Annotated in this window: 22 protein-coding genes; 13 read left to right on the top strand and 9 right to left on the bottom strand. The window is 54.1% G+C overall.

The genetic code is table 11. The features are described from left to right. Positions 1 to 36: 36 nt before the first annotated feature. The 3 genes from KO499_RS19145 (at position 37) to KO499_RS19135 (ending at position 2,540) form a co-directional block, all read left to right on the top strand. Positions 37 to 969: a LysR family transcriptional regulator gene (locus KO499_RS19145; RefSeq protein ID WP_215985335.1), complete on the top strand. Its 933-nt coding sequence runs from the start codon at positions 37 to 39 to the stop codon at positions 967 to 969. A 167-nt stretch (positions 970 to 1,136) separates the two neighbouring features. Continuing rightward, positions 1,137 to 1,835, top strand: a complete 699-nt coding sequence (locus KO499_RS19140; RefSeq protein ID WP_215985334.1) for a glutathione S-transferase family protein — start codon at positions 1,137 to 1,139, stop codon at positions 1,833 to 1,835. Positions 1,836 to 1,850: 15 nt separating this feature from the next. Then, positions 1,851 to 2,540: a glutathione binding-like protein gene (locus tag KO499_RS19135; RefSeq protein WP_215985333.1), complete on the top strand. Its 690-nt coding sequence runs from the start codon at positions 1,851 to 1,853 to the stop codon at positions 2,538 to 2,540. Positions 2,541 to 2,620: 80 nt separating this feature from the next. On the opposite strand, the gene KO499_RS19130 is transcribed toward KO499_RS19135, so the two are convergent. Then, positions 2,621 to 2,872, bottom strand: coding sequence for a hypothetical protein (locus KO499_RS19130; RefSeq protein WP_215985332.1), 252 nt, complete (start codon positions 2,870 to 2,872; stop codon positions 2,621 to 2,623). Positions 2,873 to 3,289: 417 nt separating this feature from the next. On the opposite strand from KO499_RS19130, the gene KO499_RS19125 reads away from it, so the two are divergent. The 3 genes from KO499_RS19125 to KO499_RS19115 all read left to right on the top strand — a co-directional run bounded on the left by KO499_RS19125 (position 3,290) and on the right by KO499_RS19115 (position 5,853). Continuing rightward, entirely contained in the window at positions 3,290 to 4,315 is a 1,026-nt protein-coding gene (locus KO499_RS19125; protein ID WP_215985331.1) for a lipid A deacylase LpxR family protein, read from the top strand. 121 nt (positions 4,316 to 4,436) lie between these two features. Beyond that, positions 4,437 to 4,760, top strand: a complete 324-nt coding sequence (gene trxA, locus KO499_RS19120; protein ID WP_215985330.1) for a thioredoxin — start codon at positions 4,437 to 4,439, stop codon at positions 4,758 to 4,760. 139 nt (positions 4,761 to 4,899) lie between these two features. Continuing rightward, complete coding sequence (locus KO499_RS19115) at positions 4,900 to 5,853, top strand: LysR family transcriptional regulator (RefSeq protein WP_215985329.1); 954 nt, start codon at positions 4,900 to 4,902, stop codon at positions 5,851 to 5,853. Positions 5,854 to 5,938: 85 nt separating this feature from the next. On the opposite strand, the gene KO499_RS19110 is transcribed toward KO499_RS19115, so the two are convergent. Continuing rightward, a complete protein-coding gene (locus tag KO499_RS19110) occupies positions 5,939 to 6,082 on the bottom strand; it encodes a hypothetical protein (RefSeq protein WP_215985328.1) in 144 nt (47 codons plus the stop codon). Between the two features lie 259 nt (positions 6,083 to 6,341). On the opposite strand from KO499_RS19110, the gene KO499_RS19105 reads away from it, so the two are divergent. After that, entirely contained in the window at positions 6,342 to 6,749 is a 408-nt protein-coding gene (locus KO499_RS19105; protein WP_215985327.1) for an ACT domain-containing protein, read from the top strand. Positions 6,750 to 6,805: 56 nt separating this feature from the next. On the opposite strand, the gene KO499_RS19100 is transcribed toward KO499_RS19105, so the two are convergent. Continuing rightward, entirely contained in the window at positions 6,806 to 7,768 is a 963-nt protein-coding gene (locus tag KO499_RS19100) for a LysR family transcriptional regulator (RefSeq protein ID WP_215985326.1), read from the bottom strand. A gap of 101 nt (positions 7,769 to 7,869) precedes the next feature. Here KO499_RS19100 and KO499_RS19095 point away from each other — a divergent pair, with 101 nt between their 5' ends. Next, on the top strand, positions 7,870 to 8,910 hold the full coding sequence (locus KO499_RS19095) for a zinc-binding alcohol dehydrogenase family protein (RefSeq protein WP_215985325.1): 1,041 nt from the start codon (positions 7,870 to 7,872) through the stop codon (positions 8,908 to 8,910). Positions 8,911 to 8,940: 30 nt separating this feature from the next. Here the strand turns inward: KO499_RS19095 and KO499_RS19090 are convergent, their stop codons facing one another. Beyond that, positions 8,941 to 9,828, bottom strand: coding sequence for an AraC family transcriptional regulator (locus tag KO499_RS19090; protein ID WP_215985324.1), 888 nt, complete (start codon positions 9,826 to 9,828; stop codon positions 8,941 to 8,943). A 164-nt stretch (positions 9,829 to 9,992) separates the two neighbouring features. On the opposite strand from KO499_RS19090, the gene KO499_RS19085 reads away from it, so the two are divergent. Beyond that, positions 9,993 to 11,156 (top strand): iron-containing alcohol dehydrogenase, encoded by a 1,164-nt coding sequence (locus tag KO499_RS19085; RefSeq protein ID WP_215985323.1) that lies wholly within the window; start codon positions 9,993 to 9,995, stop codon positions 11,154 to 11,156. Between the two features lie 12 nt (positions 11,157 to 11,168). On the opposite strand, the gene KO499_RS19080 is transcribed toward KO499_RS19085, so the two are convergent. From KO499_RS19080 to KO499_RS19060, 5 genes are read right to left on the bottom strand one after another with little or no spacing between them, the layout of a single operon-like run. Then, on the bottom strand, positions 11,169 to 12,470 hold the full coding sequence (locus KO499_RS19080; protein WP_215985322.1) for a sensor histidine kinase: 1,302 nt from the start codon (positions 12,468 to 12,470) through the stop codon (positions 11,169 to 11,171). After that, positions 12,463 to 13,152 (bottom strand): response regulator transcription factor, encoded by a 690-nt coding sequence (locus KO499_RS19075; protein WP_228340048.1) that lies wholly within the window; start codon positions 13,150 to 13,152, stop codon positions 12,463 to 12,465. The genes KO499_RS19080 and KO499_RS19075 overlap by 8 nt, the downstream gene beginning before the upstream one ends. Further along, complete coding sequence (locus tag KO499_RS19070) at positions 13,146 to 16,313, bottom strand: efflux RND transporter permease subunit (protein WP_215985321.1); 3,168 nt, start codon at positions 16,311 to 16,313, stop codon at positions 13,146 to 13,148. Before KO499_RS19070 ends, KO499_RS19075 begins: the two co-directional genes overlap by 7 nt. Continuing rightward, positions 16,306 to 17,472: an efflux RND transporter periplasmic adaptor subunit gene (locus tag KO499_RS19065; protein ID WP_215985320.1), complete on the bottom strand. Its 1,167-nt coding sequence runs from the start codon at positions 17,470 to 17,472 to the stop codon at positions 16,306 to 16,308. The genes KO499_RS19070 and KO499_RS19065 overlap by 8 nt, the downstream gene beginning before the upstream one ends. Continuing rightward, entirely contained in the window at positions 17,469 to 18,842 is a 1,374-nt protein-coding gene (locus KO499_RS19060; RefSeq protein ID WP_215985319.1) for a TolC family protein, read from the bottom strand. Before KO499_RS19060 ends, KO499_RS19065 begins: the two co-directional genes overlap by 4 nt. A 241-nt stretch (positions 18,843 to 19,083) precedes the next feature. On the opposite strand from KO499_RS19060, the gene KO499_RS19055 reads away from it, so the two are divergent. The 4 genes from KO499_RS19055 to KO499_RS19040 all read left to right on the top strand — a co-directional run bounded on the left by KO499_RS19055 (position 19,084) and on the right by KO499_RS19040 (position 25,321). Beyond that, positions 19,084 to 20,823, top strand: coding sequence for a HAMP domain-containing sensor histidine kinase (locus KO499_RS19055; RefSeq protein WP_215985318.1), 1,740 nt, complete (start codon positions 19,084 to 19,086; stop codon positions 20,821 to 20,823). After that, on the top strand, positions 20,816 to 22,165 hold the full coding sequence (locus tag KO499_RS19050) for a sigma-54-dependent transcriptional regulator (protein ID WP_215985317.1): 1,350 nt from the start codon (positions 20,816 to 20,818) through the stop codon (positions 22,163 to 22,165). The genes KO499_RS19055 and KO499_RS19050 overlap by 8 nt, the downstream gene beginning before the upstream one ends. Further along, entirely contained in the window at positions 22,162 to 23,412 is a 1,251-nt protein-coding gene (locus KO499_RS19045) for an ABC transporter substrate-binding protein (protein WP_215985316.1), read from the top strand. The genes KO499_RS19050 and KO499_RS19045 overlap by 4 nt, the downstream gene beginning before the upstream one ends. Positions 23,413 to 23,674: 262 nt before the next feature. Continuing rightward, positions 23,675 to 25,321 carry a fatty acid--CoA ligase gene (locus KO499_RS19040; protein ID WP_215985315.1) on the top strand — a complete coding sequence of 549 codons (1,647 nt, stop codon included), beginning with the start codon at positions 23,675 to 23,677 and terminating at the stop codon, positions 25,319 to 25,321. Positions 25,322 to 25,447 lie beyond the last annotated feature (126 nt).

Here is a 25,447-nt window from a genome sequence, read left to right as displayed (position 1 = left end):
TATACCTTCAATTTATCTCAGATTGGCATTAAACAGATGAACCTCAAACACCTGGTCAGCTTTGTAGAAGTGGCGAATTACGGAAGCTTTTCATTGGCCGCCCAGCATTTGCATACGGTGCAGTCGGCTGTCAGCCGGCATATTCATGCCCTGGAAGAAGACCTTGGTGTCACGTTATTGCAGCGAAGCACACGTCATGTGGAGCTTACAGATGCAGGTAAGGCCTTCTTTCGGGACGCGGAAGCGATCCTGCGCCAGTGCTCACAGGCCCGGCAACATGCCCGGGATATCGCAAGCGGGAGGCAGGGCGTACTGCGTATCGGCTACATGGGCTCGGCATGCGCCCATTTTCTTCCCGCCATGTTGCGGCAGTTTGCGGTCTACGCAGATAATGTTGATATCCAGATATTCGAGATGACGGCGGCAGAACAGATAGAGGGATTTTCGATCGGCACAATTGACCTTGGTTTTTCGCGACCGATGAACGCCCATCTGGCCCCACGGATTTGCTCGCGGCACCTTCTGGATGATCCGATCGTTTCCGTTCTTTCCGATACTCATCCTCTGGCAGGCGAACCCAGCCTGAGTCTTTCGCAAATCGCAGATCAACCTCTGACGTTATTTGCTCGCCGGCACGCACCGAGTCTTTTCGATACGCTGATCAGTGGTTTTTTCAAGCATCATTTGCAACCTCGAGTGGTGAATGAGCCTGCCAATATGCAGGCACTCCTGACACAGGTTTCGAGCGGGCACAGTGTAGCCCTGGTGCCTAGTTGCGTGGCAAACCTGCAAACCAATGGCTGCCGTTTTGTGCCGCTGCGTGAGTCCATGCACGTTCCTCTGGAGATGCACTGGCCGCAAACTACCAAGCCACTGACGAATATCTGGCTGAGCTGGTTTGAGGATCAGACATTCCATCTATCGGCGTCACCACTGGCGGCCGGATCTGATCTGTCAAAGATGAATTGAAGTCAGGATCGATAAGCACGGAATAAAAGAGCAAGCGTTTAATGTCGCTAATTGCGCGGGTTCCAATCAGCGCGAAGGGAGGTTTATGATAATTATGTTGAACGAATGCTCAAAAATACCTAGAGTGTCCTTTCCAATCCTGAAAATCACGTATTCCAGAGGTCATAATGATCAAATTCTATTACCACCCGGGCCCCAACCCGATGAAGGTTGCGCTTTTCTTTGAAGAAACCGGTCTCCCGTATGAGCTGATTCCTGTCGACACTCTCAAAGGTGAGCAGCATTTGCCCGAATTCCGGGCGATCAATCCCAACGGCAAGACTCCCGCTATCGACGACGATGGCGCTCGGGTATTTGATTCCAATGCGATTCTGCTTTATCTGTCGGAGAAGAGTGGTCAGTTGGGTGGCACCGCTGAAACCCGTTCCGAGCTACTGTCCTGGATGATGTTCCTGGCCTCAGGCCTCGGACCCTATTCCGGGCAGTGTGTGCATTTCCGGCACGCAGCGCCCGAGCAGATTCCTTACGCTGTCAATCGATACCGGCGTGAAGCTCAGCGTCACTACGGTGTGCTGAATGCGCATCTGGCCGAACGCACCTATATTGTTGGTGAGGAATACAGCATTGCCGATATCGCTGCGTGGGGCTGGATCGACAAGGCCAACGTGGTGCTTGGGGAGGGAGAACTTGCTGAATTCCCGCACCTTGAAAGTTGGTACGATCGGATCAGTCAGCGGCCGGCAGTCGCCCGTGCCCGGGTAATTGGCCAGGATGTTCCCTTTCAGAGCGAAATGGATGATCGTGCCAAGCGCGCGCTCTATCCGCAAAATTTCCCTGAGAACGATACGGCAACCGGCACTCATTAAAGAGGCGATAGAACAATGATAGATCTCTATTACTGGCCGACGCCGAATGGCCATAAGATTACTATCTTTCTGGAGGAAGCTGGGCTTGAGTATACAATTCATCCGGTAGATATCAGCGCTGGTGATCAGTTCAAGCCATCGTTTCTCGCGATATCACCGAACAACCGGATGCCAGCAATTATCGATCCTTCACCAACAACGGGTGAGGGGCCTTTTCCGGTTTTCGAATCAGGTGCCATTCTGATGTACCTGGCCGAGAAAACGGGGTCTTTCTTGCCGTCAGATCTCCGAGGCCGTTTCGATGTTATGCAGTGGTTGATGTGGCAAATGGGGGGCCTCGGTCCCATGGCTGGGCAGAACCATCACTTTGTGCGATACGCCCCGGAGCCGGTGCCATACGCGATCGAACGATATGTAAACGAGACCAACCGACTGTACGGTGTCCTTGATCGGCGACTGGAAGGTCGGGACTGGGTTGCTGATGAGTATTCCATTGCAGACATGGCCATCTATCCCTGGATAGTGCCACACGAAGCGCAGCGACAGAACCTGGATGACTTTCCAAACCTTAAACGCTGGTTCAGTGCCATGCAAAAACGGCCTGCGGTTATCCGAGCCTATGAAAAGGGAACGCCCTGGTCCAGTCGACCAGCGGTGACTGAAGAAGGGAAAAAGCTGCTGTTTGGTCAGAAGGCCGGTAAGTAGGAGAGGGCCATGGTTGTGGCCAAAGTTGAAGGAAAAACGCACCTTCCCTGGTGCCAAGACGCAAATGGAACTTGCAGGGCTCAGCCGTGGCTTTCAGACCTGACTTCACCACGGATCACAATCTGACCGCTGTACGGTGCCGGCTCAGCGGAATTACGCTTTTCGGCACGGTCCTGAATTTCTCCTCGAATCACGATCTGGCCGCTATAGGGTGCGGGCTGGGCCAGCTCTGAGCGAGGCTCGTCGGATTTACGGTCTGCCAGGGAAGCATTTGCAGGCAGAGCAGAAACCGCAAGAAGTGACGCAAGAGTAACCAGTGCAAATTTACGCATAACATAATCTCCAGAGTTCGATGGATTTACGCTCATATCGCAGTCGCCAATCGACTTGATATCAGATGCAGCGAAGTATGAAGTGGGAAGGCAGTGCTGAATAATTTACAAATGATATGCGCTACATCATCTGGAGTGATGAAGTGCCTCTTCCAGGGTTGAAGAGTAAACGACGGAAGATCATGCACTGAAAATAGAGGTTTGAATAAGACGCCTATAAAACAAAAGCATAAAGAGGGAAAATAAACTCATTTCTAGAATAATCAGATTCGCCGCTGAGACGAAATCCTTCGTAAAAGTACGTATTCATAACCAGGGGTGATGTTGTGAATACGAAGCCTTGATTAGTCCGACGGCGCAGATGTTTGAAGAATAGCGGCCAACTTGTTTCCGACCTTTTGTCTTTCGGAGTTGGCTATGCATCATCAACTTTTGGCACTCTTCCTTGTTGCCGGGGTATTTACTTCAGCGGTTCATGCGGAGTCTTCTGGCTCAGTTCTGGCTCTTTCGACGGATAACGACCTTTTCGCACCAACCCAAACCGACCGGGACTATACCGCGGGCGTGGCTCTTACCTACTCATCGGGTGGACCGCATTTTCTTAACAATCCCGTTTCCCGAATGAGCCAGGCTCTGGATGGGATTGTACTGCCCGGCGTCGGAGGCGGCATTGAAGAACCTCAAAGCACGGCGTTGGAATTCGGTGTTTATGGCTTTACTCCGGAGGAGATCAAGGCATCGGAAATTGACCGGAGTGACCGACCGTATAGCAGCCTCGTTTACCTATCCTCGAGCCATAGTTATCAGACACTGGGCGGCAGCTCCGGTTGGACAACATCGATGACCATCGGTGTGCTGGGGCTGGATGTTTTCAAGTCCAGTCAGAATGCCATTCATAAAGTCATCGGCAGTGATCGCGCACGGGGTTGGGGGCATCAGATCTCGAACGGTGGGGAACCGACATTCCGCTATTCTGCGGCTTACCACCAGTATCTGAATGCCAGTGAGCCGGATCAGAAGTTCAAAGTGACGTATTTTGGTTCTGTTGGCTATCTGACCGAATTTGGTGCGGCACTGGTGTTTCGCGGTGGCCTGATTTCCTCGCCGGATAACCGATTCAATCCGGAACTGATGGCATACGGAGAAAGGGCGCCCGGGGTGTCGGCGCCGGGTGGGCGCGAGAATTACTTCTGGGGCGGTATGTCTGTGAAAGCCCGTGCCTACAACGCCTTTTTACAAGGCCAGTTCCGGGATTCAGATCATGAGCTCGGCGCCAACGATCTCAATATTCTGCTGGCCGAGGCCTGGGCGGGTTATACCCATGGCTTCTGGTCGGGCACGGAACTGAGTTATGTGTTGCGGGTTCAAAGCTCCGAGATCAAGGGTGGAACCGGTAACCGAACTCTGGCGTGGGGTGGGCTGGTGCTGAGTAAACGCCTGTGAAACACCGGCGAATATCCTACTCATCATTTCCGGAAATACGTCATATACGCAACGGCAATTGGAGATCGGACCGTTTCAGACGCAGAGTTACAGATAACCTATCAGGCACAGGAGATAAGATATGAGCAACATCATTAACGTAACCGACGCAAATTTTGAAGAGGCTGTGGTCCGCAGTAACCGGGCAGTTCTGGTGGATTTCTGGGCGCCCTGGTGTGGACCCTGCAAGACCGTGGCACCGATGTTGGAGGAAATCGCCGATGAGATGGGTGATCAGCTGACCATTGCCAAAGTTAACGTCGATGACAGCCCGGAGATCACAGCCAGTATGCGTATCCGGGGCATCCCGACCCTGGCGTTATTCCAGGATGGCGGAGTGATTGCCCAGAAAACAGGGGCTGGTAGTCTGAGTGAACTGAAGGCATTTGTGAAAGGTCACCTGTAACCCGGATCCCAAGCCTCCTGTTCAGGGGGGGCTTTCTCATGTTATCCGCAGAAAATGCTGTGTCTTCAGGGTAAGCCGTAATTGCGGTCAACGTGTTTGCGCGCCAGACTTGATTGGCTCTCATTTCCAGGAACGTCGAATGAAAACTCAAGAACTTCAGCTGTTGTACATCTTTGATGCCATCATGACTGAGCGTTCCGTTACTCGCGCAGCGGATCGGCTAGCGATGACCCAGCCGGCGGTGTCTAATGCCATATCCAGAATGCGCCAGATCTGGAACGATCCGCTTTTTGTGCGTAAAGGCAGGAATATCGAGCCCACCTCCTATGCCCTGAGTCTCTGGGATCAGGTGAATGATCATATGTTTGCTCTGACCAACGCAGTCACCGCCACGCAGTTTGATCCAGGCACATCAAAACGGAAGTTTCGGCTGGCTGTAACGGATGTAACTGTGGAGATGATCTGGCGCCAGTTGATCGAGTTACTGGAACGTGAGGCCCCCGGAGTGGATATCCATGCGGTTCCGTACACGCCGGAAGGGACCCACGATGATCTGCGGGAAGCCCACGTTGACCTGGCCGTAGGTATGCTGAATCAGCACGACCATAGCTTGCGAAGTACGTGGTTGTTTGAAGGCGGTTACGTTCTGGCGATGCGCGAGGACCATCCTCTTGCCGGCAGGCCTATTACAATGGAGGAGTTTCTGGAAGCTCGTCACTTGCTTGTGACTATGTCTGGAGATGCCCATGGTTTCGTGGACAATTATCTTGATCAAAAGGGGCACAGCAGACGCATTGCAGCGACGGTCAACCATTTTTCGATCGTCCCGCAGGTCTTGAGGGATTCGAACCTGATTGCCGCGGTTCCGGAACTGATCAGCCAGGACTGCGGCTTTGTAAATGGTTTGTGGATGGGGGAGCTTCCGTTCGGCGTTGATCCTACGAGCCTGTATCTGATCTGGCATGCCCGCCACGATCGTGACCCGGGGGTCGTGTGGTTAAGAGCTCATGTTGAGGCGCTTCTTCAGGAACGTTGGCACGACATAATGACAAACTCGCCGTGTGGAAAGCGGCTCGCCAAACCGGCGGCTTAGGAGCAGGCTTTGTCATTCCGGACGATGCCTGTCGAGCGATGATGGATCAGGGCGGCCTTCTGGACCGCCCTTTATCAAGGTCAGCTTAGTTGCTGATACCCAGATCGACCGTTTCAACTGCCGGATTGTTTCCGCGCTCAATGTCATCCTGGCTAACACCTTCCGCTTGCGCGAAGGCAGAGAAAGCGAGGACAGAGAAAACGAGAAAGAACTTGTTGATTGCGTTCATGTGGTATTCCACCTTTTAAGAGAATTAAGTTAAGGAACATCGCCTCATTGGCTTGATTGGTATTCTCTGTGTTTCCCGCCGCCAAAAAAAATTGCTTTACCGTATACAGCACATCAGTACAAATGATGGGTTCAGAGAGAAAAGGTAAAAGCTGAGTCAGAATTCCGGCACGGAAACTGATATGTTGGTCTGCATCACTGAGGTAAATGCTAGATTAGTGGTATGACAATGCATTTTGGCTAAAGGAAAGTATTAAACCATGCGAACACAATTCCTCCAGGATTTGATCAAGCAGCTGTCGCCAAGACTGGATTCTACGTCCTATGTCTATTGCACGGTGGCCAAAGCAAAATATGGCGAATTGGAAAAGCTCAAGCCCATTGTCAGTATTGCCGAACTGGAAGGCCTTACTCTGGTGATTCCTCTTGAGGAAGCCAAAGCTGAGGGCCTGGACTACTACAGGGTCTTTCGTCGCATCACTCTCGAGGGCCACTCAAGCCTGGAAGCGCTCGGCCTCACATCCGTGGTGACCAGCCTGTTGGCAGAGCAGGGAATCACCACCAACGTCATTGCCGGGTTCTATCACGATCACATATTTGTTCCTGATGATCGGATTGATGAGGCGATGAGTGCACTGAAGCAGCTCGCGAGCAATCCCGCCGGCTAGCTTGGAGGGCTTTTGGTGTTGTTGGTTGGTGTGTCTGACGTTCAAGGCGTTGTCGGCTAAGGCTGAGGGTTATTCCTTGCTTGCGTATGCTGATCTTCCGTGGACAGGACGCCTGCATGGGTCATGGTTGCGATGATGTCATTGCAATACCTTGTCAGAGAGTCCCTCAGTAGTCGTACCGCTGGCGTGATGGATTGCCGGGTGGGGCATATTAACCATAGCTCTGATACCGGTGGCGCATACTCAGGCATGACATTAATGATCCTGCCTGCCAGCAGATCGTCCGAGATGTCCAGACACGACTTCACGGCTATGCCGTGTCCTGCCACGCACCACCGCCGAACCAGATCGCCGTCGTTGGATGCCCGGTTGCCTTTCATTTTTACACGGAACTCGTCGTTGTTCCGTTTAAAGGTCCATACATCGTAAGGAATGTCCTGGAGTTGATAGAAGAGGCCGTTATGCCCGGCAAGATCGTCAGGGTGCGCGGGGATACCATGTTCCTTCAGGTAATCGGGGGTGGCGCACAGCAGTCGTGGAACGTCGCAGATTTTGAATCCATAGAGATTGGAGTCGTCCGGAGAACCGTAACGCAGTGCCATATCGACCGAATCCCGATAAAAGTCCACATTGCTATCGGTAATCTGAACTCGCAAACTCAGCCCAGAGTGCGATGTCATTAACTGATCAATCCAGGGCACGACCCGATTCCTCCCAAGATCGGATGACACCGATAGCCGAATTTCTCCTGCCACAGTTTCATTACCCGAACGAATGTTCTGCCGGGCCTCGTCGAGCAGTGCCAGTGCTCGCTCGCATTGAGGCAGGTATTTTTCGCCGGCAGCTGAGAGTCGCAGTTGACGGGTTGATCGGACGAACAGCTCAACCCCCAAGGTCTTTTCAACACGTTTGACGGCGGCGCTGGCCGTCGCAGGTCGCATGTCGAGGCTGGTAGCGGCAGCGGTAATATTGCGAAATTCTGCCACTTTGAGGACAACAATCAGGTCGTCGAAGGTCATTTTCAAAAACTTTTTGAATATGTTTATGGAATTGGGCTGTTTTTCGTAGTGTAAAGAGCGATCACACTGCTTGCCACTACCTAATGACTGGAGGCTAGAAAATGAAAGCAGTTGGTTACACCAAGTCTTTACCCATAAACGATCCAAATTCCTTGCAAGACGTTGAGCTGCCAGTGCCAGTGGCGCAGGGACGGGATCTGTTGGTCAGGGTCAGTGCGATTGGCGTTAACCCGGTTGATTTCAAGGTGCGTCAGCGGGCCGAAGCGGAGGCGGGCGAGGTTAAGGTCTTGGGCTGGGACGCCGTAGGCGAGGTTGTGGCAACGGGTGAGGGGGTTTCACTTTTCAAGCCTGGGGATAGGGTTTACTACGCAGGCGATGTAACCCGTCAAGGTAGCAATGCGGAATACCAGACCGTGGACGAACGGATTGTCGGCCGTAAACCTGAGACCCTTAGCGATGCGGAAGCAGCCGCACTGCCGCTAACGACCATCACAGCCTGGGAAATGCTCTTCGACCACCTGGGCATTGAGCAACAACCGCCAGGGACTGATACTCAGACTGACAACGTTATCCTGGTCATCGGCGCTGCCGGCGGTGTGGGCTCCATTCTCATCCAGTTGGCCAAAAAACTGACCGGTGTCACCGTGGTAGCAACAGCCTCCCGGCCCGAGTCCCGTCAGTGGGTGGAGTCATTGGGTGCGGATTTTGTTGTGAACCACCGCGAGCCGTTACAGCCGCAAATCCAACAACTGGTGTCCGAGGGTAAGATTGGGCAGATCACACACGTGGCCAGTCTGAATGCCACGGATCAGTATTTTGACGATTATGTGGCGGTGCTCCGGCCGTTTGGCAAGATTGCCATGATTGACGATGCAGACTCTCTGGATGTCATGAAAATCAAGCCAAAGAGTTTGTCTCTGCATATCGAGTTCATGTTTGCCCGCTCCATGCACGGTGCCGATGATATGCAGGTACAGCACGACTTGTTGGAAACGGTCGCGGGTCTGGTGGAGGCGGGCTACATCCGTACCACCGCCGGCAAAAATCTGGGAGTGATCAACGCCGACAATCTGCGCACAGCCCATACCGAGCTGGAGGCGGGAACGGCTGTCGGTAAGATTGTTCTGGAGGGTTTTGAATAAGCCGTGGCAAACGGGGCCATTGAGTTCGTGTCATGCTGATGTCGGCAGGGCCATGGCTACTGATTGCGGTGGCTGTCCGTAAAATCGCTTGAACTCCCGGCTGAACTGGCTGGCACTCTCATACCCCACCATTGTAGCCGCCTGGCTGACCTTGACCCCCTGGTCGGCCAGCAGCTCCCTGGCTCTGGTCAGGCGAATCCGCTTAATGTACTGGATGGGGGATTGAGCGGCGACCTGGCGAAAATTCCGGTGGAACGATGCCGGGCTCATGTTGGCCAGAGCGGCCAGTTGTTCAACATCAAGCGGCTCCGAAAAATGGCAGTGAACATGCTTTAGGACTGGCTCAAGTCTGGACAGCTGGGTGTTATGCCTTACCAGGTCGACCAGTGAGGCACCATTAGGTCCCCTCAACGCGTGCAGCAGCAGCTCCTTTTTGAGCCCTGCACCCAGGGCCTTGGCCGCCAGCGGGTCATTAAGTGCACCGGCAAGTCGCAGGACGCTGGCATTGAAGGCTTCGGTAGCAGGTGCCACATACAAGGTATGTGCATTCAGTGCAGGTGCATGGGCACCGCCCGGTTGTCGGCATTCGTCGAATATACGGACCAGCTCATGCAGGGCCGAAAGATCAAGATCCATTACCAATGAGAGCAGGGGACCGTCCTGCGGCGTAATGGCTTCGCAATCAGCCGGCGTGGGCAGGGGCAGCACCAGGTAGTTGTCCGGGTTGTACTCGTAAACGTGATTCTCCAAAAACACCCGTTTGGTGCCCTGGGCCATGACAATGATGCCCTGACTGTAGCAGAGAGGTTCCCGGCCGGTGGTTTGATTGCTTCGATATACACCGACACCTTCGATTGGTGTTGGGTTGTAGCCTTCGGCGAGAGCCAGAGGGGTCAGTAGATCGGCAAGTGTCGGCATTGGAGTGTCTCCTGAACGATTGGGCACAATATTACCTGGCCACTCTTCTACTGCCTAGTCATCTCATCAATGATAGAAAAAGGCATGACCGTGATCGAAATGCCCATTCGAATCTAGCCTCACGGGGATACAATCTCTCCATGCCTAAATAAGGAGAGAGAAATATGCAAAATTTTGACTTCTACAACCCAACGCGCATTGTGTTCGGCAAAGATCGCTTGCAGGAACTCGACCAGTTGATTCCGGCCCAGGCAAAAGTGCTCGTACTTTACGGTGGTGGCAGTGTTAAACGCTTTGGCACCCTTGATAAGGTACTTGCCGGGCTGGGGGACAGAACGGTCTTTGAGTTTGCCGGTATTGAGCCGAATCCGCGCTACGAAACCCTGATGGAAGCGGTGCAACTCGTTCGCCGGGAACGCATCGACTTTCTGCTGGCCGTTGGTGGTGGTTCTGTGATGGACGGCACCAAGTTCGTCGCCGCGGCCGCACCTTTTGAAGGCGAAGAGGAAAGCTTGTTGGGCCACGGATTTGCTGGACTTCCGGTTGATCAGGCGCTACCTCTGGGCACTGTTGCAACCTTGCCCGCTACTGGCTCCGAGATGAACATGGGCGCAGTGGTGTCCCACAATGGTGGTAAGTGGCCGGTGATGAGCCCGCTGCTGTATCCCAAGTTCTCATTCCTGGACCCATCTTTAACATTCTCATTACCGACCAAGCAAGTGGCCAATGGTGTCGTTGATGCATTTGTTCACGTGGTCGAACAGTATGTGACCTATCCGGTAAACGCTCAGATTCAGGATCGTACTGCCGAAGGTATCCTTAAGACATTAATTGAAGTTGGATCGGTAACCCTCTCTAATCCCGAAGATTATGATGCTCGGGCTAACCTGGTCTGGGCGGCTACATCGGCACTGAATGGTTACATCGGTGTTGGAGTGCCCCAGGATTGGAGTACCCATATGATCGGGCACGAACTGACCGCGATGTTTGGCATTGACCATGGGCAAAGCCTCGCTATCCTTTTGCCCTCAGTCTGGAAGTTCAGAAAGTCACAAAAGCGCGAGAAACTCTTGCAGTACGCCGAGCGGGTGTGGGGAATCGTCTCTGGCTCCGAGGATGAACGCATTGATCAGGCGATTAATCAGACCCGTGCATTCTTTGAGAGCCTGGGTGTCCCGACCCGACTTGATCGGTATGACGTGAAGGAAAGCCAGCTCGATGACGTTGTTGAGGCACTTAAAGCCCATGGCATGACCGAACTGTCGGAACGAGGCGATATGACGCCGGAGGTCAGCCGAATGGTGTTGCTGGATGCGTTTACCGGATAGTAAGCGAGGCGGCTAAGGCCGCCTCGTTGCTCCTATGTCAACAATGACACGGTGTATGTTCTGGTGGCGATCGGACGTGTAATGCCACCCAATGCGCTGACTAAGCGTTGTCGTAAGCTCCAGTCCAAGCCCATACCCGGTGATTTCTGACGGATGCGCTGGTGTATTCTGCTCCTCCGGCTCAGCAGGATTGCTGATCATAACCCTGTTTCCCTGCTGTTCAATCACTACCGTGCCTTCCCAGCAGTGCTGATAGGCATTGCGGATCAGGTTGCCCAGAACGATTCGCGCTGGAACCCGGGGAACCGCGCAGCTGAAGGGCTTGGTACTGATTTCCGTGGTCACCGGTTTACCGGCCAAGAGGTACGTCATCTCTGCTGCCAATTCCCGTATCAGCTCTGGCAGGTCAACAACCTCAGACTCTAGTGGTGTATCTGGTTCATGATTCAGCCATAGCAAGGTTTCGGTCAGGTGTTTCATGGTCAGACTGGCGCGATCAATGCGATCAACAATGTTCTGTTCGTCCTGGAGCTTTTCCCGTGTCTGAGCAAGTTTTCGTTGCAGCTCGATGTTCGAGCGGATCGTGCTGATGGGGGTTCGGAGTTCATGGCTGGCATGCCTTAGAAATCGACGCTCTCGTTCCACCGCCTGTTGAACCGAGGAAAGACTGTTGCGAATTAGCTCTGCCATTTCGTTAAGCTCAGGGTAAGAAAAGTCCGGAGCCGGGTGCGAGAGCTTTTCGTTATCAAGGGAATGAGTCCAGGCCCTCAGGGCTGCGATCGGGCGGGATACGTGCCGTAATAGCAGCCAGGTGACGGTCGAAATGAACGCGATCACCAGAATACTCACGGCGAGCGTAAACATCCGGTTCTGGCGCGCTGCCTGGGGGATAAGTCTGGATGTTGCCGGAGGCGTCAGTTCCTGGCTCAGGTACAGTGGGCCATTAGCCGAATCGTAACGCATTGCGAAGATGATAAAGCTCGGCCGCTGGAACCAGGTACTGTCCTCTTTTTTAAGCAATTGGCCAGATTCGCCCGGCCCGTTCGGAAAGGCACTGTGGGTATAGGCGGGCAAGTCGCTCCATTGGGTCCGGATGTCAAAACCACTGAATTTTCTGACCTGCTTGCTGTCCGTCGCCCCGATCACCTCGCTGAACGTTCGGGCTGTCTTTTCCATATTGCTTGCCATCGCCGCATCGAGCCCACGTATGAAGTGCTCTTTGGAAACCAGTGAATAGGCGGCGACCAGAATGAGCCCCAGTACCAAAGAGGACGCGATGAGTACTGTTCTCAGGCTGATTCTCGAATCAAACATCGGGAGTGTCCGCCTCGGGAGGTTTGATACAAAATCCGGCTCCGCTGATGGTGTGCAGGAGAGGACCGGAGAATGGGCCGTCGACGGCCTTGCGAAGGTTATACATGTGAACCTTCAGGCTGTTGCTGTCCGGGTGATCATCTCCCCAGACAGCGTCCATCAGTGCCTCTCTCGATACCGGAAAGGGTGAGGCACGCATCAGGCATTCCAGCAAACGCCAACTGGTAGGTGAGAGCTTCAATACCTGCCCGCCCCGAATGACGCTCCGTTCACTGAGGTTCATTTGGAGATCTCCGCACGAGAGCTTCTGGATCTGACCACTACGTCGGTGCGAGAGGGCCCGGACCCTGGCAACCAATTCCTCCATGTCGAAGGGTTTTACCAGATAATCGTCGGTCCCTGCATTGAACCCCTGGAGTTTGTCATCCAGTTGATCGCGGGCTGTCAGCATCAGTACAGGGGTATCGTTCCCCTCGTCCCGTAATCTTTGGCAAAGTCCCAGTCCGTCCAGGCGGGGCATATTGATATCCAGTAACAGGACGTCGTAACTGTGCTGTTTGATCAGGTTCAGCCCGGCAATACCGTTGCTGACGTGATCACAGATGAATCCCTCCAGCTCCAGGTATTGCACGAGCGTCTGGGCAAGGTCCAGATCGTCTTCTGCCAATAGCAGCTTCAACATGATTCTGACTCGTGTTTATCTTGCTTCAAGGTAAACCAGTGGCGAACCTCTGTGAATCTTTCGACCACGTCGTGCTGAATAGCGATCAGTACAGGGATCAGAATGAGGGTGATCACGGTTGCGAACATAATCCCGTATCCCAGTGCCACGGCGGCCGGTATCAGAAACTGTGCCTGCGATGATGTTTCAGACAGCAGGGGTGCCAGACCGGCAAAGGTTGTGAATGACGTCAGAAGAACCGCACGGAGACGGCTTCTGCAGGCTTTGCTGATAGCTTCGAGCTGATGATCTGCATCAGGTTTCAGTTCATTGAAACGGGATACCAGCAAAAGGCTGTCATTCACCACGACACCACTGAGGGCAATAATACCATTGAGCGACAGAATGCTGATGGAAAGATCATTCATCCAGTGTCCCAGGATTGCTCCGACGATTCCGAACGGAATGGCGGTCATGATCAGGACGGGCTGAATATAGGATTTCAGGGGGATCGCCAGCAGCATGTAGATGACCAGCATGGCGATCATGAACACATGAACCATGGAGTTCTGTGTTTCAGCCTGTTGCTCCGCTTCACCGGCAAAATTGATATCCAGCCCCGGGTATTGGCGCTCCAGTGTCGGAACCAGATCCTGCTGCAGGTTGGCGACCAGCTCGGACGCCGACAGTATGTCCTTGTCTACTTCGGCGGAGAGATACAGTGCCCGCTTGCCGTCAATGCGGGTAATGGTGTCTCTGGAGTAACCATAGGTGACTTTGGCAACACTTGACAGGGGAAGCACCGTGCCGTCATCTGTGCGGATGTTGGCACTCAACACGTCCGTTGGGTTTTCCCGGGCGCCTTCCGGATAGCGGACTTTAACCTCTACTTCGTCGTTATTGCGCTGGAAGCGCTGGACCACCTGACCACTGAAGGCCTGAAGCACTTGCTGGGCCAGGTTATCGGTACTCAAGCCCAGGGCTTTGCCTTGTGCGTTGAGTTCCAGGTACAGGCGGGGCTGGCTGGCTTCGATATTATCTTCGATGCCACTGATCGCGGGGATTGTTGATAGCTGCTCCTTGATATCCCGTCCGGCGGCTGTCAGCAATTCATCGTCAGAAGCCCTCAATTCTATACGGAGTGCGTCTACCGTTCCGCGCCGGCTGGCAATGCTAAGGGTTCGTACACCCTCAGGGGCGCTGGTGCTGCGTTTCCATTGGTTGGAAAAGGTGGTGATGTCGTAAGGGGCGTCTTGTGCCAGCTCGACCGTGATGGTTCCGGACTGGTCGTTTGCAGAGAGCACCTGCAGGTTGGCAATGCCCGTCTCTGAATCGACATTGGCGTGTCCAATGAGTCGCTTGTCAACGAGATAGGCCTTTTGCTCAAGAGCGAGCAAAGCGGAGTGAGTCAGGCCAAAGCTGGCATCGGTTTCCATGGTGATGTTTGCCCGGACAGTGTCTCCCGGTATGTTCGGGAAAAAGCTGGTCTTGACGGTACCGTTGAAAGGCATCGCCATGACCAGCGCAAACAGAGCAAGAAACAGAACCAGAACGGCGTATCGGTAGGCGAGTGCCCAGTCGATAACCGTTTTATAGATCCGGTCGTTGAACCACTGAAGTCCGGAATCTGCGCCGTGTTGGATGCGACGCCAGATTTCAAGGAACGCGTTTTGACTGGTTCTGCGGTGAGTGTTCAGGTGTGCCAGGTGCGCCGGAAGAATGAGTTTCGATTCGACAATGGACAACAACAGGCAAATAGTGACAACGGCCGCGAACTGGGCGTAGATCTGTCCCAGCTTGCCACTGAGATTCGACAGGGAATAGAAGGCCACCACGGTAGTGAACACGCCGAAGAGTGTGGGCACCGCTACTCGCAGGGTGCCTCGAATGGTGTTGCGAAGGGTGTCGCCTTCCTGTTTGCGCACGGTATAAACACTTTCGCCTACCACCACGGCATCATCCACCACAATTCCCAGAGCCATGATAAAGCCAAAGGTGGTGAACTCGTTCAGTGAAAGACCGGCAAACCGGTCGCCCATGAAATACAGTGTTCCGAAGAAGATAAATGGCAGGCCCATGGATACCCAGAACGCCACCGTCAGATTCAGGAACAGCGCCAGAAGAACGAACACCATCACAATGCCGGTAAGTGCGTTGGTGACGAGCAGGTCCAGCCGTTCACTGATAGAGGTGCTCCGGTCGTACCAGCTGGTAAGCTCTACGCCCTGTGGCAGAGCTCCGTTGCCATGCCATTCTTCGACCACCTGTTTGGCGGCTTCAACCGTCTCTGTGATGTCGTCCAGGCCGGTGGTGATCACCTGCAAAGCCACGCTGTTTTCGCCGGCAAAGCGGGACAGCACCGCGGTATCATCATCGTAGGTGTCGTTAATGAAAGCGACATCACCCAGGGCTACAATCACGCCATTGCTGTCGGTAATCAGAGGAATGGCTGCAAATTCCTCCTTGAGATAAGCCTGTTGCGACGCCTTCAGTTGCAGATAGACCTGTTCATTTTTCAGGACCGCCGTCATCGTGCTGGACGAACCCTGATTGATCGCATCCTCGACATCAGACAGAGACAAACCGTAGGCCTGTAGACGCCCCTCATCAATCTCTATCGACATCATGGGATCAAGCCAACCGGATTTGCTGACCCGGCTGATGTCAGCCTTTGCAAGCAGATCAGATTTCAGCTCTTCGGCCAGTTGCTGCAGGGTGTGGCGGTCGGTGTCGCCATGGAGCTGCAACCAGAGCGAGTGCTCCTCACGTTCCGCTTTTTCAATAACCGGGCTCTTGGCGTCGGACGGGAAGGTGGAAATCGCATCCACTTTGTTCTTGACGTCTCGCAACAACACATCCAGGTCGTAATCACTTTTCTTTTCGATAGTGACTTTGGTGCCACTGGAGGTAGACGTACTGGTGATGTCATCAATGCCGTTAACATCTTCCAGTTGCTCTTCGATCTTGATAGCCAGTCCTTCTTCCGACTGCTGCGCTGAGCCACTGTTGTAGGTGACCGAGACAGAAATACTGTCTGGTTCTGTGCTCGGAAATGCTTCTTTGCGCAGGTCCCCGACCTGGAGAACGCCAAGACCAATAACCAGGATCAGCAGAAGATTGGCAGCAACCGGGTTATTCGCAAACCAGGGGATGATTCCTCTGTTCCAGCTCTGGTCAGTCATCGGATACCTCCACCGGGTTGACGGCCATGCCAGGCATATAGGTGCTTAGTGGGTGGACCAACACATTCACCGACTGGCCATGGAACGATTCCGGTGGACGGATATAGATGGCCTGTTCATCGCTGGCGACCGGCTCGGTAGAAAACCGGGCAAGAACGCCGTCGGTTTCGTACCAGATTTCGCCTCGCTGGCTGAGAGAGGAAGAGGGCAGGCGCCAGATGTCACTCAGTACACGACCCTGGATTTCGGCACGCACAAAGGTTCCGGGTGTCAGTATTTCGTCCTGTTCCAGCGGCCTGTCAACGGCGGCAATCAAAGATTGCTGACGGGTAGTCTCATCCAGATGACGCTCCGTGCGCTGGACATAGCCATCCCACTTCTGTCCGGTTTCCACCGACGTCAGGGAGACAGGCCAGTCACCCCGGCTCAGTACCTCAAGATCGGGAAGGTTTTGCCAGGCCGTTTGTGACAGAGGCAAGGAAATTTCTACCCGGTCGGCGCTGTAGAGTTCTGCTATGTCATTGCCTGACTGCAGGTAGCTGCCGGGCGAAACGCTGCGGCTGACAACCAGGGCATCAAATGGTGCACGGACGCTGGCTTGTTCCAGATCTTTCCGGGCGCTTACAACAGATGCCTCGGCATCGGAAACCGCCGCTCTGGCTTCTGCTACCTGGGGTTCATGCAGAACCAGTAGAGAATCCGGCTCACCGGTCATTCCGGAGCTCTGCCACTCCGTAAGCGCCTGTTCTGCCTCGCGCTCGGCTTCAAGAAGATCTACCCGGGCGCTGGCGAGGTCGTTCTCTGCGCTGGCCAGTGCGGATCGATAATCGCTGTCTTCAAGTTTTAACAGAAGCTCCTCTTTCTTGATGAGCTGTCCGGTTTCAAAACCGTCAGAAAGTTCTGTAACCCGTCCGGAAACCTGTGCGGTGAGGGTCATTTCATAACGGGATCTGGCTGAACCAAACGCTTCAACAGCAACGGAATGCGGCTCTGTAGAAACCCTGATCACACTGACATCGGCCGCGATCTCTGCTGCTTCTTTTGCGGGCAGAGGGCGTTTATCCTGCTGTCCTATCTTCTGGCTGTTGTAGATGAAAACAAAAACCAGCAAGCCGATGGCTGCCAACAGGACAAACCATTTCGAGTACTGTCTGATCATGACTGATCGGTCTCCTTGATGCCCAGTCCCAGTGCGAGGCCGAGAGTGATGCGGTTGTTCAGGCGTTGATAGATAAGGTCGTTCAGTTGCGATTCGAGATTGAAGGCGCTCTGCTGCACATCCAGAAGATCCAGCACCGACACCAGGCCATTCCTGTATTTCTGCTGGTATTGCTCAAAATTCCGCTGGGCGCTTTGCAAGGCACTTTCAATGTGCTCTTGCTGCTTGGCCAGACTGGACTCCTGACCAATCGCATCCTCCACTTCCTGTACCGCGGTCAGCAGGGTTTCCCGGTATGCCTGGTAGCTCTGAGCCGTGGTCAGCTCGGCTGCGTCGGCGTTGGCCTGCAGTTCACCACCCCGGAACAAGGGCGCCGTGAGTTGACCCAGCAGTGACCACAGTGGATTAGTTAGCAGGGCTTCGCCGGGCGAGGTGCCGGCGTCGGTGAGGGCGGCTCCAAGGCTGATCGAGGGCAGCATTTCCTTGTAGGCTACCTTGGTGCGGAAGTCGTTCGCCTGAATCGCCAGAAATGCAGCTTTCAGATCAGGCCGTCGCTGCAGAGTCTGCTCAGGAAGCTCGGTCAGAGGCAGTAAAACCGCAGGATAGTCAGCGACGATCAGTTGGGTGCCCTGGCCGCGACCCAGTAAAACATTCATGGCACGCTGCTGTTGCTGCAGGGATTCCCGTTTTTCTTCCAGTGTGGCCCGGGCACTGGCTGCCGAACTCTTGGCGCTGTCCAGATCCTTGAGATCACCCAGTCCGGAACGGTAACGCTGGATAACCCACTGCTCATTCTTTTCAAGCAGGTTGACCCGCTGTTCTTCGATAACGATAGAGCGCTGTAGATTCACCAACTGCAGCCAGCCTTGCATCACTTCTGCAGTGAGGGTGTCCCGGGCAGATTGGTAGAGGGCCTGCTGCTCGGCAACATCGCTGGCAGCAGCTGAGGTCTGGTTGGCAATTCTGGACCACAAGTCCAGCTCCCAACTGATCTCGACGGATCCGCTGTAAACGGTGTCTGCATTCTCGGTTTTGGAGGCACTAAAGCCCGCATCCACGTCAGGTAGCTGATCTGCCCGGGTAGCCTGATATTGCGCCTGGAGAATCTTCAGGGACAGGAGCGTCTGTTGCAGACTCGGATTGCTTGTCTGTGCTTCTGCAATCAGCACATCAAGGTCCGGGCTGTTAACAAGGTCATTCAGATAGGCAGTTTCGGATCCTCCACTGATCTGTGACCAGGCTTCAATATCCTGTCGTTCCTTTTCGGTGGCGGAGAGATAGTCCGGCTGGGCCTGAAAGGCCCCGCAGGCGGTCAGTAGGAAACTGACAAGCAATACAGGTGACATTTTGCAGAGATCATGACTGCACATAGACCGTTTCCTGAAAACGAAGAGTTCCAAATCGGCTGGATTTCCTTGCCAGCGTATAGAGGCGTTGGTTAATGATGGGTTAAGGGCGAGATTAACAATCTGACGGATTCCGAAAGGGTTGTCGGGAACGACAGGAAGAGAACGCTTGAATAGGAGACCACGCAAAGGAAGCAGGTTGGCTTATTAATTGCTTTTCACTTGAGAGTTATCAATAGTAACCACCCCCTGGTTCAGACCAGAAATGAAGAGTGATTTGACTTTGCGGGATCTCACCGGAAACCAGAAAAAAATCAGTCTATGGCGCAACAGTCTGGTTCGGCGTTACCTGGTACTCGCGCTGTTGGTGACGGTCTTACCGCTCCTGGTGGTTACCTGGCTCTATGATCGCTTTACAGGCGAACTGCTGGAAGACCTGGGCGAACAGCAGGTTCAATATTCCATGAACGCGACCCGCGCTGCATTGTCAGGTTTCCTGAAGGCCCGGCAGTTTGAGCTGGAAACGATCGTGGATTTGCCCAACATCGAGCGGTTCGTGCTGGAAGATCCAATGTCATCGGATTTGGAACCCACCCATGCTCTGATCAGTTTCGAGACGGACAGTTTTGATATTTATGGTGTGCTTTTTTTCGATGCTCAATGGGAGTTGAAAGCGGCGTTGCCGGGTGTGGCTTCATCAGGCTCTCCTTACTGGGGAGAGATGGAGCTTTCGCTGGCCGGTTTGCCCAGGAGAAAATTCGCCAATTTCTGGCTAATTGGCCCGCAAGAGCCCCGTCAGGGGCTTTCGGGCTGGTTTTTGCTCGCTGCGCCTTTGCCGAAAGGTGCCGATGACACCTCTTCTCCCGGATTCGTAGCCCTGCACATACGTTTTGCCAGCCTGACAGAACTGCTTAAAAATCAATCCAGAATTGATGGGTTTACGCCATTGGTAAGTACCTCCGACGATCATAGGTTTACGGTTAATGGCCAGATCGCGCTGGATGAGACTCCCAGTTGGCTAAGCGAAGAATTTGCACCGGGTTGGTCCATCGAGGTGGTCAAACATGATCCCGCCGTTGATGTGACTGAAGAACTCAGGCGCCCGGTTTTTCTGCTGGGGGTGGGTGTATCGGTGGTGCTTGTCACAGGCTTCTTCATGACCCTGATAATGCGAACCAAAAGACGGTTTGTACCCTTGATAGAGGGGGCTGAAGCCGTTTCCCGGGGTGACTGGAACATTCATATACCCCCGGAAGGGAACGATGAAATTACTCTTCTGGCCAAAGCCTTCAATCGAATGGGGGGCAGGCTTCAGGCGTTGATTGATTCCCGTCTTGACGTGGAGAAAAAAGCGGTGATCGGAGAGTTTTCGGCCAGCATCGCCCATGAGGTACGCAATCCTCTGGCCACCATCAAGGTGTGCGTTCAGAGTTTCCCCCAGGATGGTGATCCACGAAACACCGAGTTGATGACCCTGGTTCTTGAAGAGATTGACCGTGTAAACGGGGTTGTTGAAAACCTTCTGAGCTTTGCCCGGCCTATCGATCCTGAACGTGTCCGGGTGACGGCCGGCGATCTGCTTCGGCGTCTGGTCGCTTTGATCGAACCTCTGGCGGTCCGGGAGAATGTTCTCCTGAGTCTGTCGGGCGACCAGAATGCCATGTTGTGTGTTGATGAGAATCAGATCCAGCAGGTACTTATGAATCTGGCACTCAACAGTATCCAGGCCATGCCTGACGGCGGGGAACTCAACTTTGATGTCAAGTCCGACCAGGACAGTACGGTGATTGCAGTCAGCGACACGGGGGTGGGTATGGCATCTGAGGCACTGGAGAGAGCGACGGAGCCTTTTTATACCACCCGATGTCAGGGAACGGGCCTGGGTTTATCGATTTCCAAGCGCCTGGCACAGCTCAATGGCGGAGACCTCCAGATCAGCAGTGAGCCGGGAGCCGGTACCCGGGTTTCGCTGACCTTCAATGCTCCAGGGGACAAACATGGATAAGGCACTCATTCTGATCATTGATGACGAGCCACGTCTGGTGCGCTCGCTTCAGTTGGCTCTGGAAGCCGAACACTACCGGATAGCGATCGCACATGCCGGTAATTCCGGAATTGAATCAGCACTCGATCTTCAACCCGATCTGGTGTTACTGGATCTGCGGCTGCCTGATATCAGCGGCCTTGAGGTGCTGAAGCAGTTACAACTGCAGCTACCGACCTGTCCTGTCGTGATGTTTTCCGCCCATGGGGATATCAAGGTCGCCATAGAGGCGGTGAAAAGCGGCGCTCTGGATTTCATTACCAAGCCGTTTGATATTCATGAGCTCAAGTCGCTCATTGCCCGCACGCTCGAACGTTGCCGGCTCGATAAGGAAGTGCGTTTTTTCCGCGAACGGGAGCTGGGAGAAGCTCGTCTGATTGGTCGAAGTGATGCGATGCGACGGCTGCATGAGGACGTAACACGAATTGCCCGCAGCGGTGCCAAAACCTTGCTGTTGCAGGGAGCTTCAGGGACCGGTAAGACAGCCGTGGCGCGGGAGGTGCATCAGTTGTCGAAGGTGGCTTCTGGTCCTTTTGTGGAGGTGAACTGTGCCGCGTTGCCGGAACAATTGCTGGAAGCCGAGCTGTTCGGGGCAGAAAAAGGCGCTTATACCGGCGCCCACCAACGCCGCTCAGGGTTAGTTGAGTTAGCCAATGGGGGGTCGCTGTTTCTGGACGAGATCGGGGAAATGCCCCTCGCCCTGCAGGCCAAATTATTGAGCTTCCTTGAGGACCATACCTATCGTCCGATTGGCTCCAGCCGTGTTTACCAGGCCGAAGCCCGGATTATCGCGGCCACAAATCGGGAGTTGGAGCAGGCGGTGGAAGAGGGCAGTTTCCGTGCAGATCTTTACTATCGCCTGAACGTCATGCCGGTCCGGGTTCCGGAACTGGCAAAGCGACGGGAGGATATCCCGTTGCTTATTGAACATTTCAGCCTGAAGATGGCTGCTGGCGAAGGGTGCTCGCCGGTGTTGTTCGAACCACAGATTCTGGGCCATCTCACCGAATACCAATGGCCCGGCAATATCCGCGAGTTGAAGAATCTGGTTGAACGACTGACAGTTCTCTATCCGGGCGAAGTCGTTACGCCCTCCATGTTACCGCCGGAAATGCAACTGACTGATACGCAAACTCCTGTTCCGGATGGTTCAATCGAGGATCGTCTTGCGGAAACAGAGCGGGACATTATTGTCAGGACTCTTGAGCAGGCTGGCGGGCGAAAGGGTGCCGCGGCAGAAAAGCTTGGAATCTCGCGACATGCACTGAAGCGCCGATTGCAGAAACTGGGGATTGGAGAATGAGGATCCGGGCTCTGGTCGCAACCCTTATGCTGTGGTTATGGGTGCCTGTGGTCTATGGCCAGATATTGCTGGCACGAGAAGCTCTTGAGGAGCCTCAGCTAAGCGTCGGCTGCCTGTATCCGTTGACCGGCCCAATGGGTTTTTTCGGTCGTGATGCAAATGTCGCGATAGGTATGGCACTGGACCGGATTCACAAATTGAATCAACAGTACGAGGCGATTGGTGAAAAACTCTATCCTCGTCTGAAAGTCCTCCTTGAAGACAGCAAAGGCAAGCGCCACCGCAGCGCAACCATAGCTCGCCAACTGGTAGAGGAGGAGGGGGTCAGTGTCCTGTGTGGTGTGGTGTACTCAAGCATTGCTCTGGAGATCAGTGCCTACGCGCAACAGAAGGAGATGTTGTTCATTGGCGCAGGGCACAGTTCATCAAGACTGACTCAGGAGCCCGTGAATCCCTGGTATTTCAGAGTCAACAATGACAGCCGCCAGTCGATGCGGGCCGGAGCACGCTACCTGAAAGAAATGAAGCTGGAGCAGCCCTGGACCACGCTCGCCTATGTCGGGCCGGATTATGATTACGGCCATCAGGCACTGGAGGATCTGTTGGAAGGGTTGGAGGATCTTGGTGTGCCTTTCAGGATCAGCGGTGAGTATTACCCCAAGCTCTCTGAACCCGATTTTTCAGCGTACATTGAGGCACTTCTGGTCTCGCCACCAGACATCGTAATTTCCAACTTCTTTGGCGATGACTTTGCCAACTTTGTCCGCCAGGCGCATCTCCAGGGCTTGTTGAAGGTCAGCCGTCTGGCCAACTTCGACACTGGCGGCGGATACGATGTGATTGCCGCGCTGGGAAATGACTTGCCACCCGGAGTCATTCTGTCGGGGCATCACCATATCAACTGGCCGGACACGCCGAGAAATCGTGAGTTTGTAGCCGAGTTTTACCGGCGCAGTGATCGGTATCCGAACTTCATGGCAGAGAGCAGTTATGCCGCGATTCTGGCGGTTGCTGAGGCGTGGCGGGAAGCAGACACGCCCGACGCGGAAGGGATGCGCCGTGCCCTTGAAGGAATGAAGCTGCCTTTACCGGAAGATCCGCCAGGCTTTCAGTCATGGATCGACCCGGTCAGTCACCAGATAATGCAGGTGACTGCCATTGGCGAATCGCAACCCAATGACGACTATCCGCCGGCCAAACGTATGTTGGGCAACTGGAAGATCTATCTGCCTGAAATTCAGCCCTGACCTGTTGAGGCGTCAGGAATCCCGCTTCGTAACTTTGATGATCCCGATGCCATGAGCGATCTCCGCTCGTGGCCAGCGGATTTATGAGCGGAAACCGCTCACTGATCCCGTTAAACGTGAGCGGTTTCCGCTCGGTTTTTCCTGTTTCCCTTATGTGTCCCGGTTCTACCACCGCGAAAACAGCGGATTATTCGTTTTCCTCAAGGTTGGCACCAGGCTTGCTCTAGCCCGTTAAAGCCCAAATAAAAATACGAGGCCAACGATGAAAAAAACCAAATTGCTACCTTCTGCCGAAAACGCTTATCAGTACCCTCTGTTGATCAAGAGCCTGTTGTTATCGGGCAAGCGATATTCCCCGGACCGCGAAATCGTTTACAGCGACATCACGCGTTATGACTACGTGACATTGAACGAGCGTATCGCACGACTTGCCGGTGCATTGGAAAAAGCGGGTATTGGAGCCGGCGACACCGTGGCGGTTATGGACTGGGACAGCAATCGGTACCTGGAAGCCTATTTTGCCATTCCGATGATTGGTGCTGTTCTGCACCATGTAAACATCCGCCTGAGCCCCGACCAGATCATCTACACCATGAATCACGCAGAAGATGACATTCTCCTGATTCACGATGACTTTATCCCACTGGTGGAACAGGTTGCTCCCGAGCTCAAAACCGTGCGTGGTTATATTCAACTGACAGACGCGACGGAGGCTGCTCCGACCAGCTTGAACGTGATCGGTGAGTACGAGTCGATGCTTGCTGAAGCGGACGCCGAGTACGATTTCCCGGATTTTGATGAGAACTCGATTGCGACAACCTTCTACACCACGGGTACCACGGGCAACCCGAAAGGGGTGTATTTCAGCCATCGTCAGTTGGTGCTGCACACGCTGGGAACCGCAATAACGCTGGGCAGCTCGGACGCAAACGCTCTTTTGCGCAGCGACGATGTCTATATGCCCATGACACCAATGTTCCATGTCCACGCCTGGGGCGTTCCGTACATCGCTACCATGCTTGGAGTTAAACAGGTTTACCCGGGACGTTATGAGCCGAACCGTCTGGTTCAGCTGTTCCGGGAAGAGGGCGTTACCTTCTCCCATGGTGTCCCGACTGTTTTGCAGATGGTGCTCAATTGCGAAGAGGCCAAGACGACGGATCTGTCGGGCTGGAATATGCTCACGGGTGGGTCTGCTCCCACGCAGGCTTTGTCCGGGCAGATGGCAGAACGCGGTATCAACTTCGTAACGGCTTATGGCATGTCCGAGACCTGTCCTGTCATCACGATGGTCAACCTGAGCGATGAGGAACGTGCGCTGCCAATCGCTGAACAGAGCGCCTCCCGAATCCTCGCGGGTATCGCGACACCCCTGGTTGACATTCGCATTGTAGATGCCGATGGCAACGATGTTCCCCACGACGGTGAAGCCGTTGGTGAAGTGGTCGCCAGGGCCCCCTGGCTGACTCAGGGCTACCTGAAAGAACCGGAGAAAAGCGCCGAGTTATGGGAAGGCGGCTGGCTCCACACAGGTGATGTAGGTTCGATCAACCGCAAACACACTCTGCAGATCAAAGACCGGATCAAAGACGTGATCAAGACCGGTGGCGAGTGGATCTCGACCATTGAGCTGGAGAACCTGATCAGCAAGCATCCTGCCGTGTTGGAAGTGGCCGTTGTTGGTATTCCTGACGAGCGTTGGGACGAGCGACCAGTAGCAACCATCGTCCCGCGGGACGGGGAGCAGCTCACCGCTGATGCGATCAAGGACCACCTCAGACAATTTGTCGACAGTGGTGAGATTGCGAAGTGGGCGATTCCGGAGCGGATCGAGTTTGCCGTCTCGATTCCGAAGACCAGCGTTGGAAAGATCAATAAAAAGGTGATTCGCAGCGAGTTGCTGCCCTAAAACCGAATCTTGCTTCATGCCTTTGAGTGCGGTCGGCTCGCACTCTGCCCGTCAGGCCGTTCGCCCTCACCTCACCGTGTCAACGACAGTTGAATGGTGAGGTGAGGGCGACGTCCGGCAACCAAT

The organism is Marinobacter sp. F3R08 (genome assembly GCF_018860425.1).
Taxonomy (GTDB): domain Bacteria; phylum Pseudomonadota; class Gammaproteobacteria; order Pseudomonadales; family Oleiphilaceae; genus Marinobacter.
This window is presented reverse-complemented; position numbering and strand designations above follow the sequence as displayed.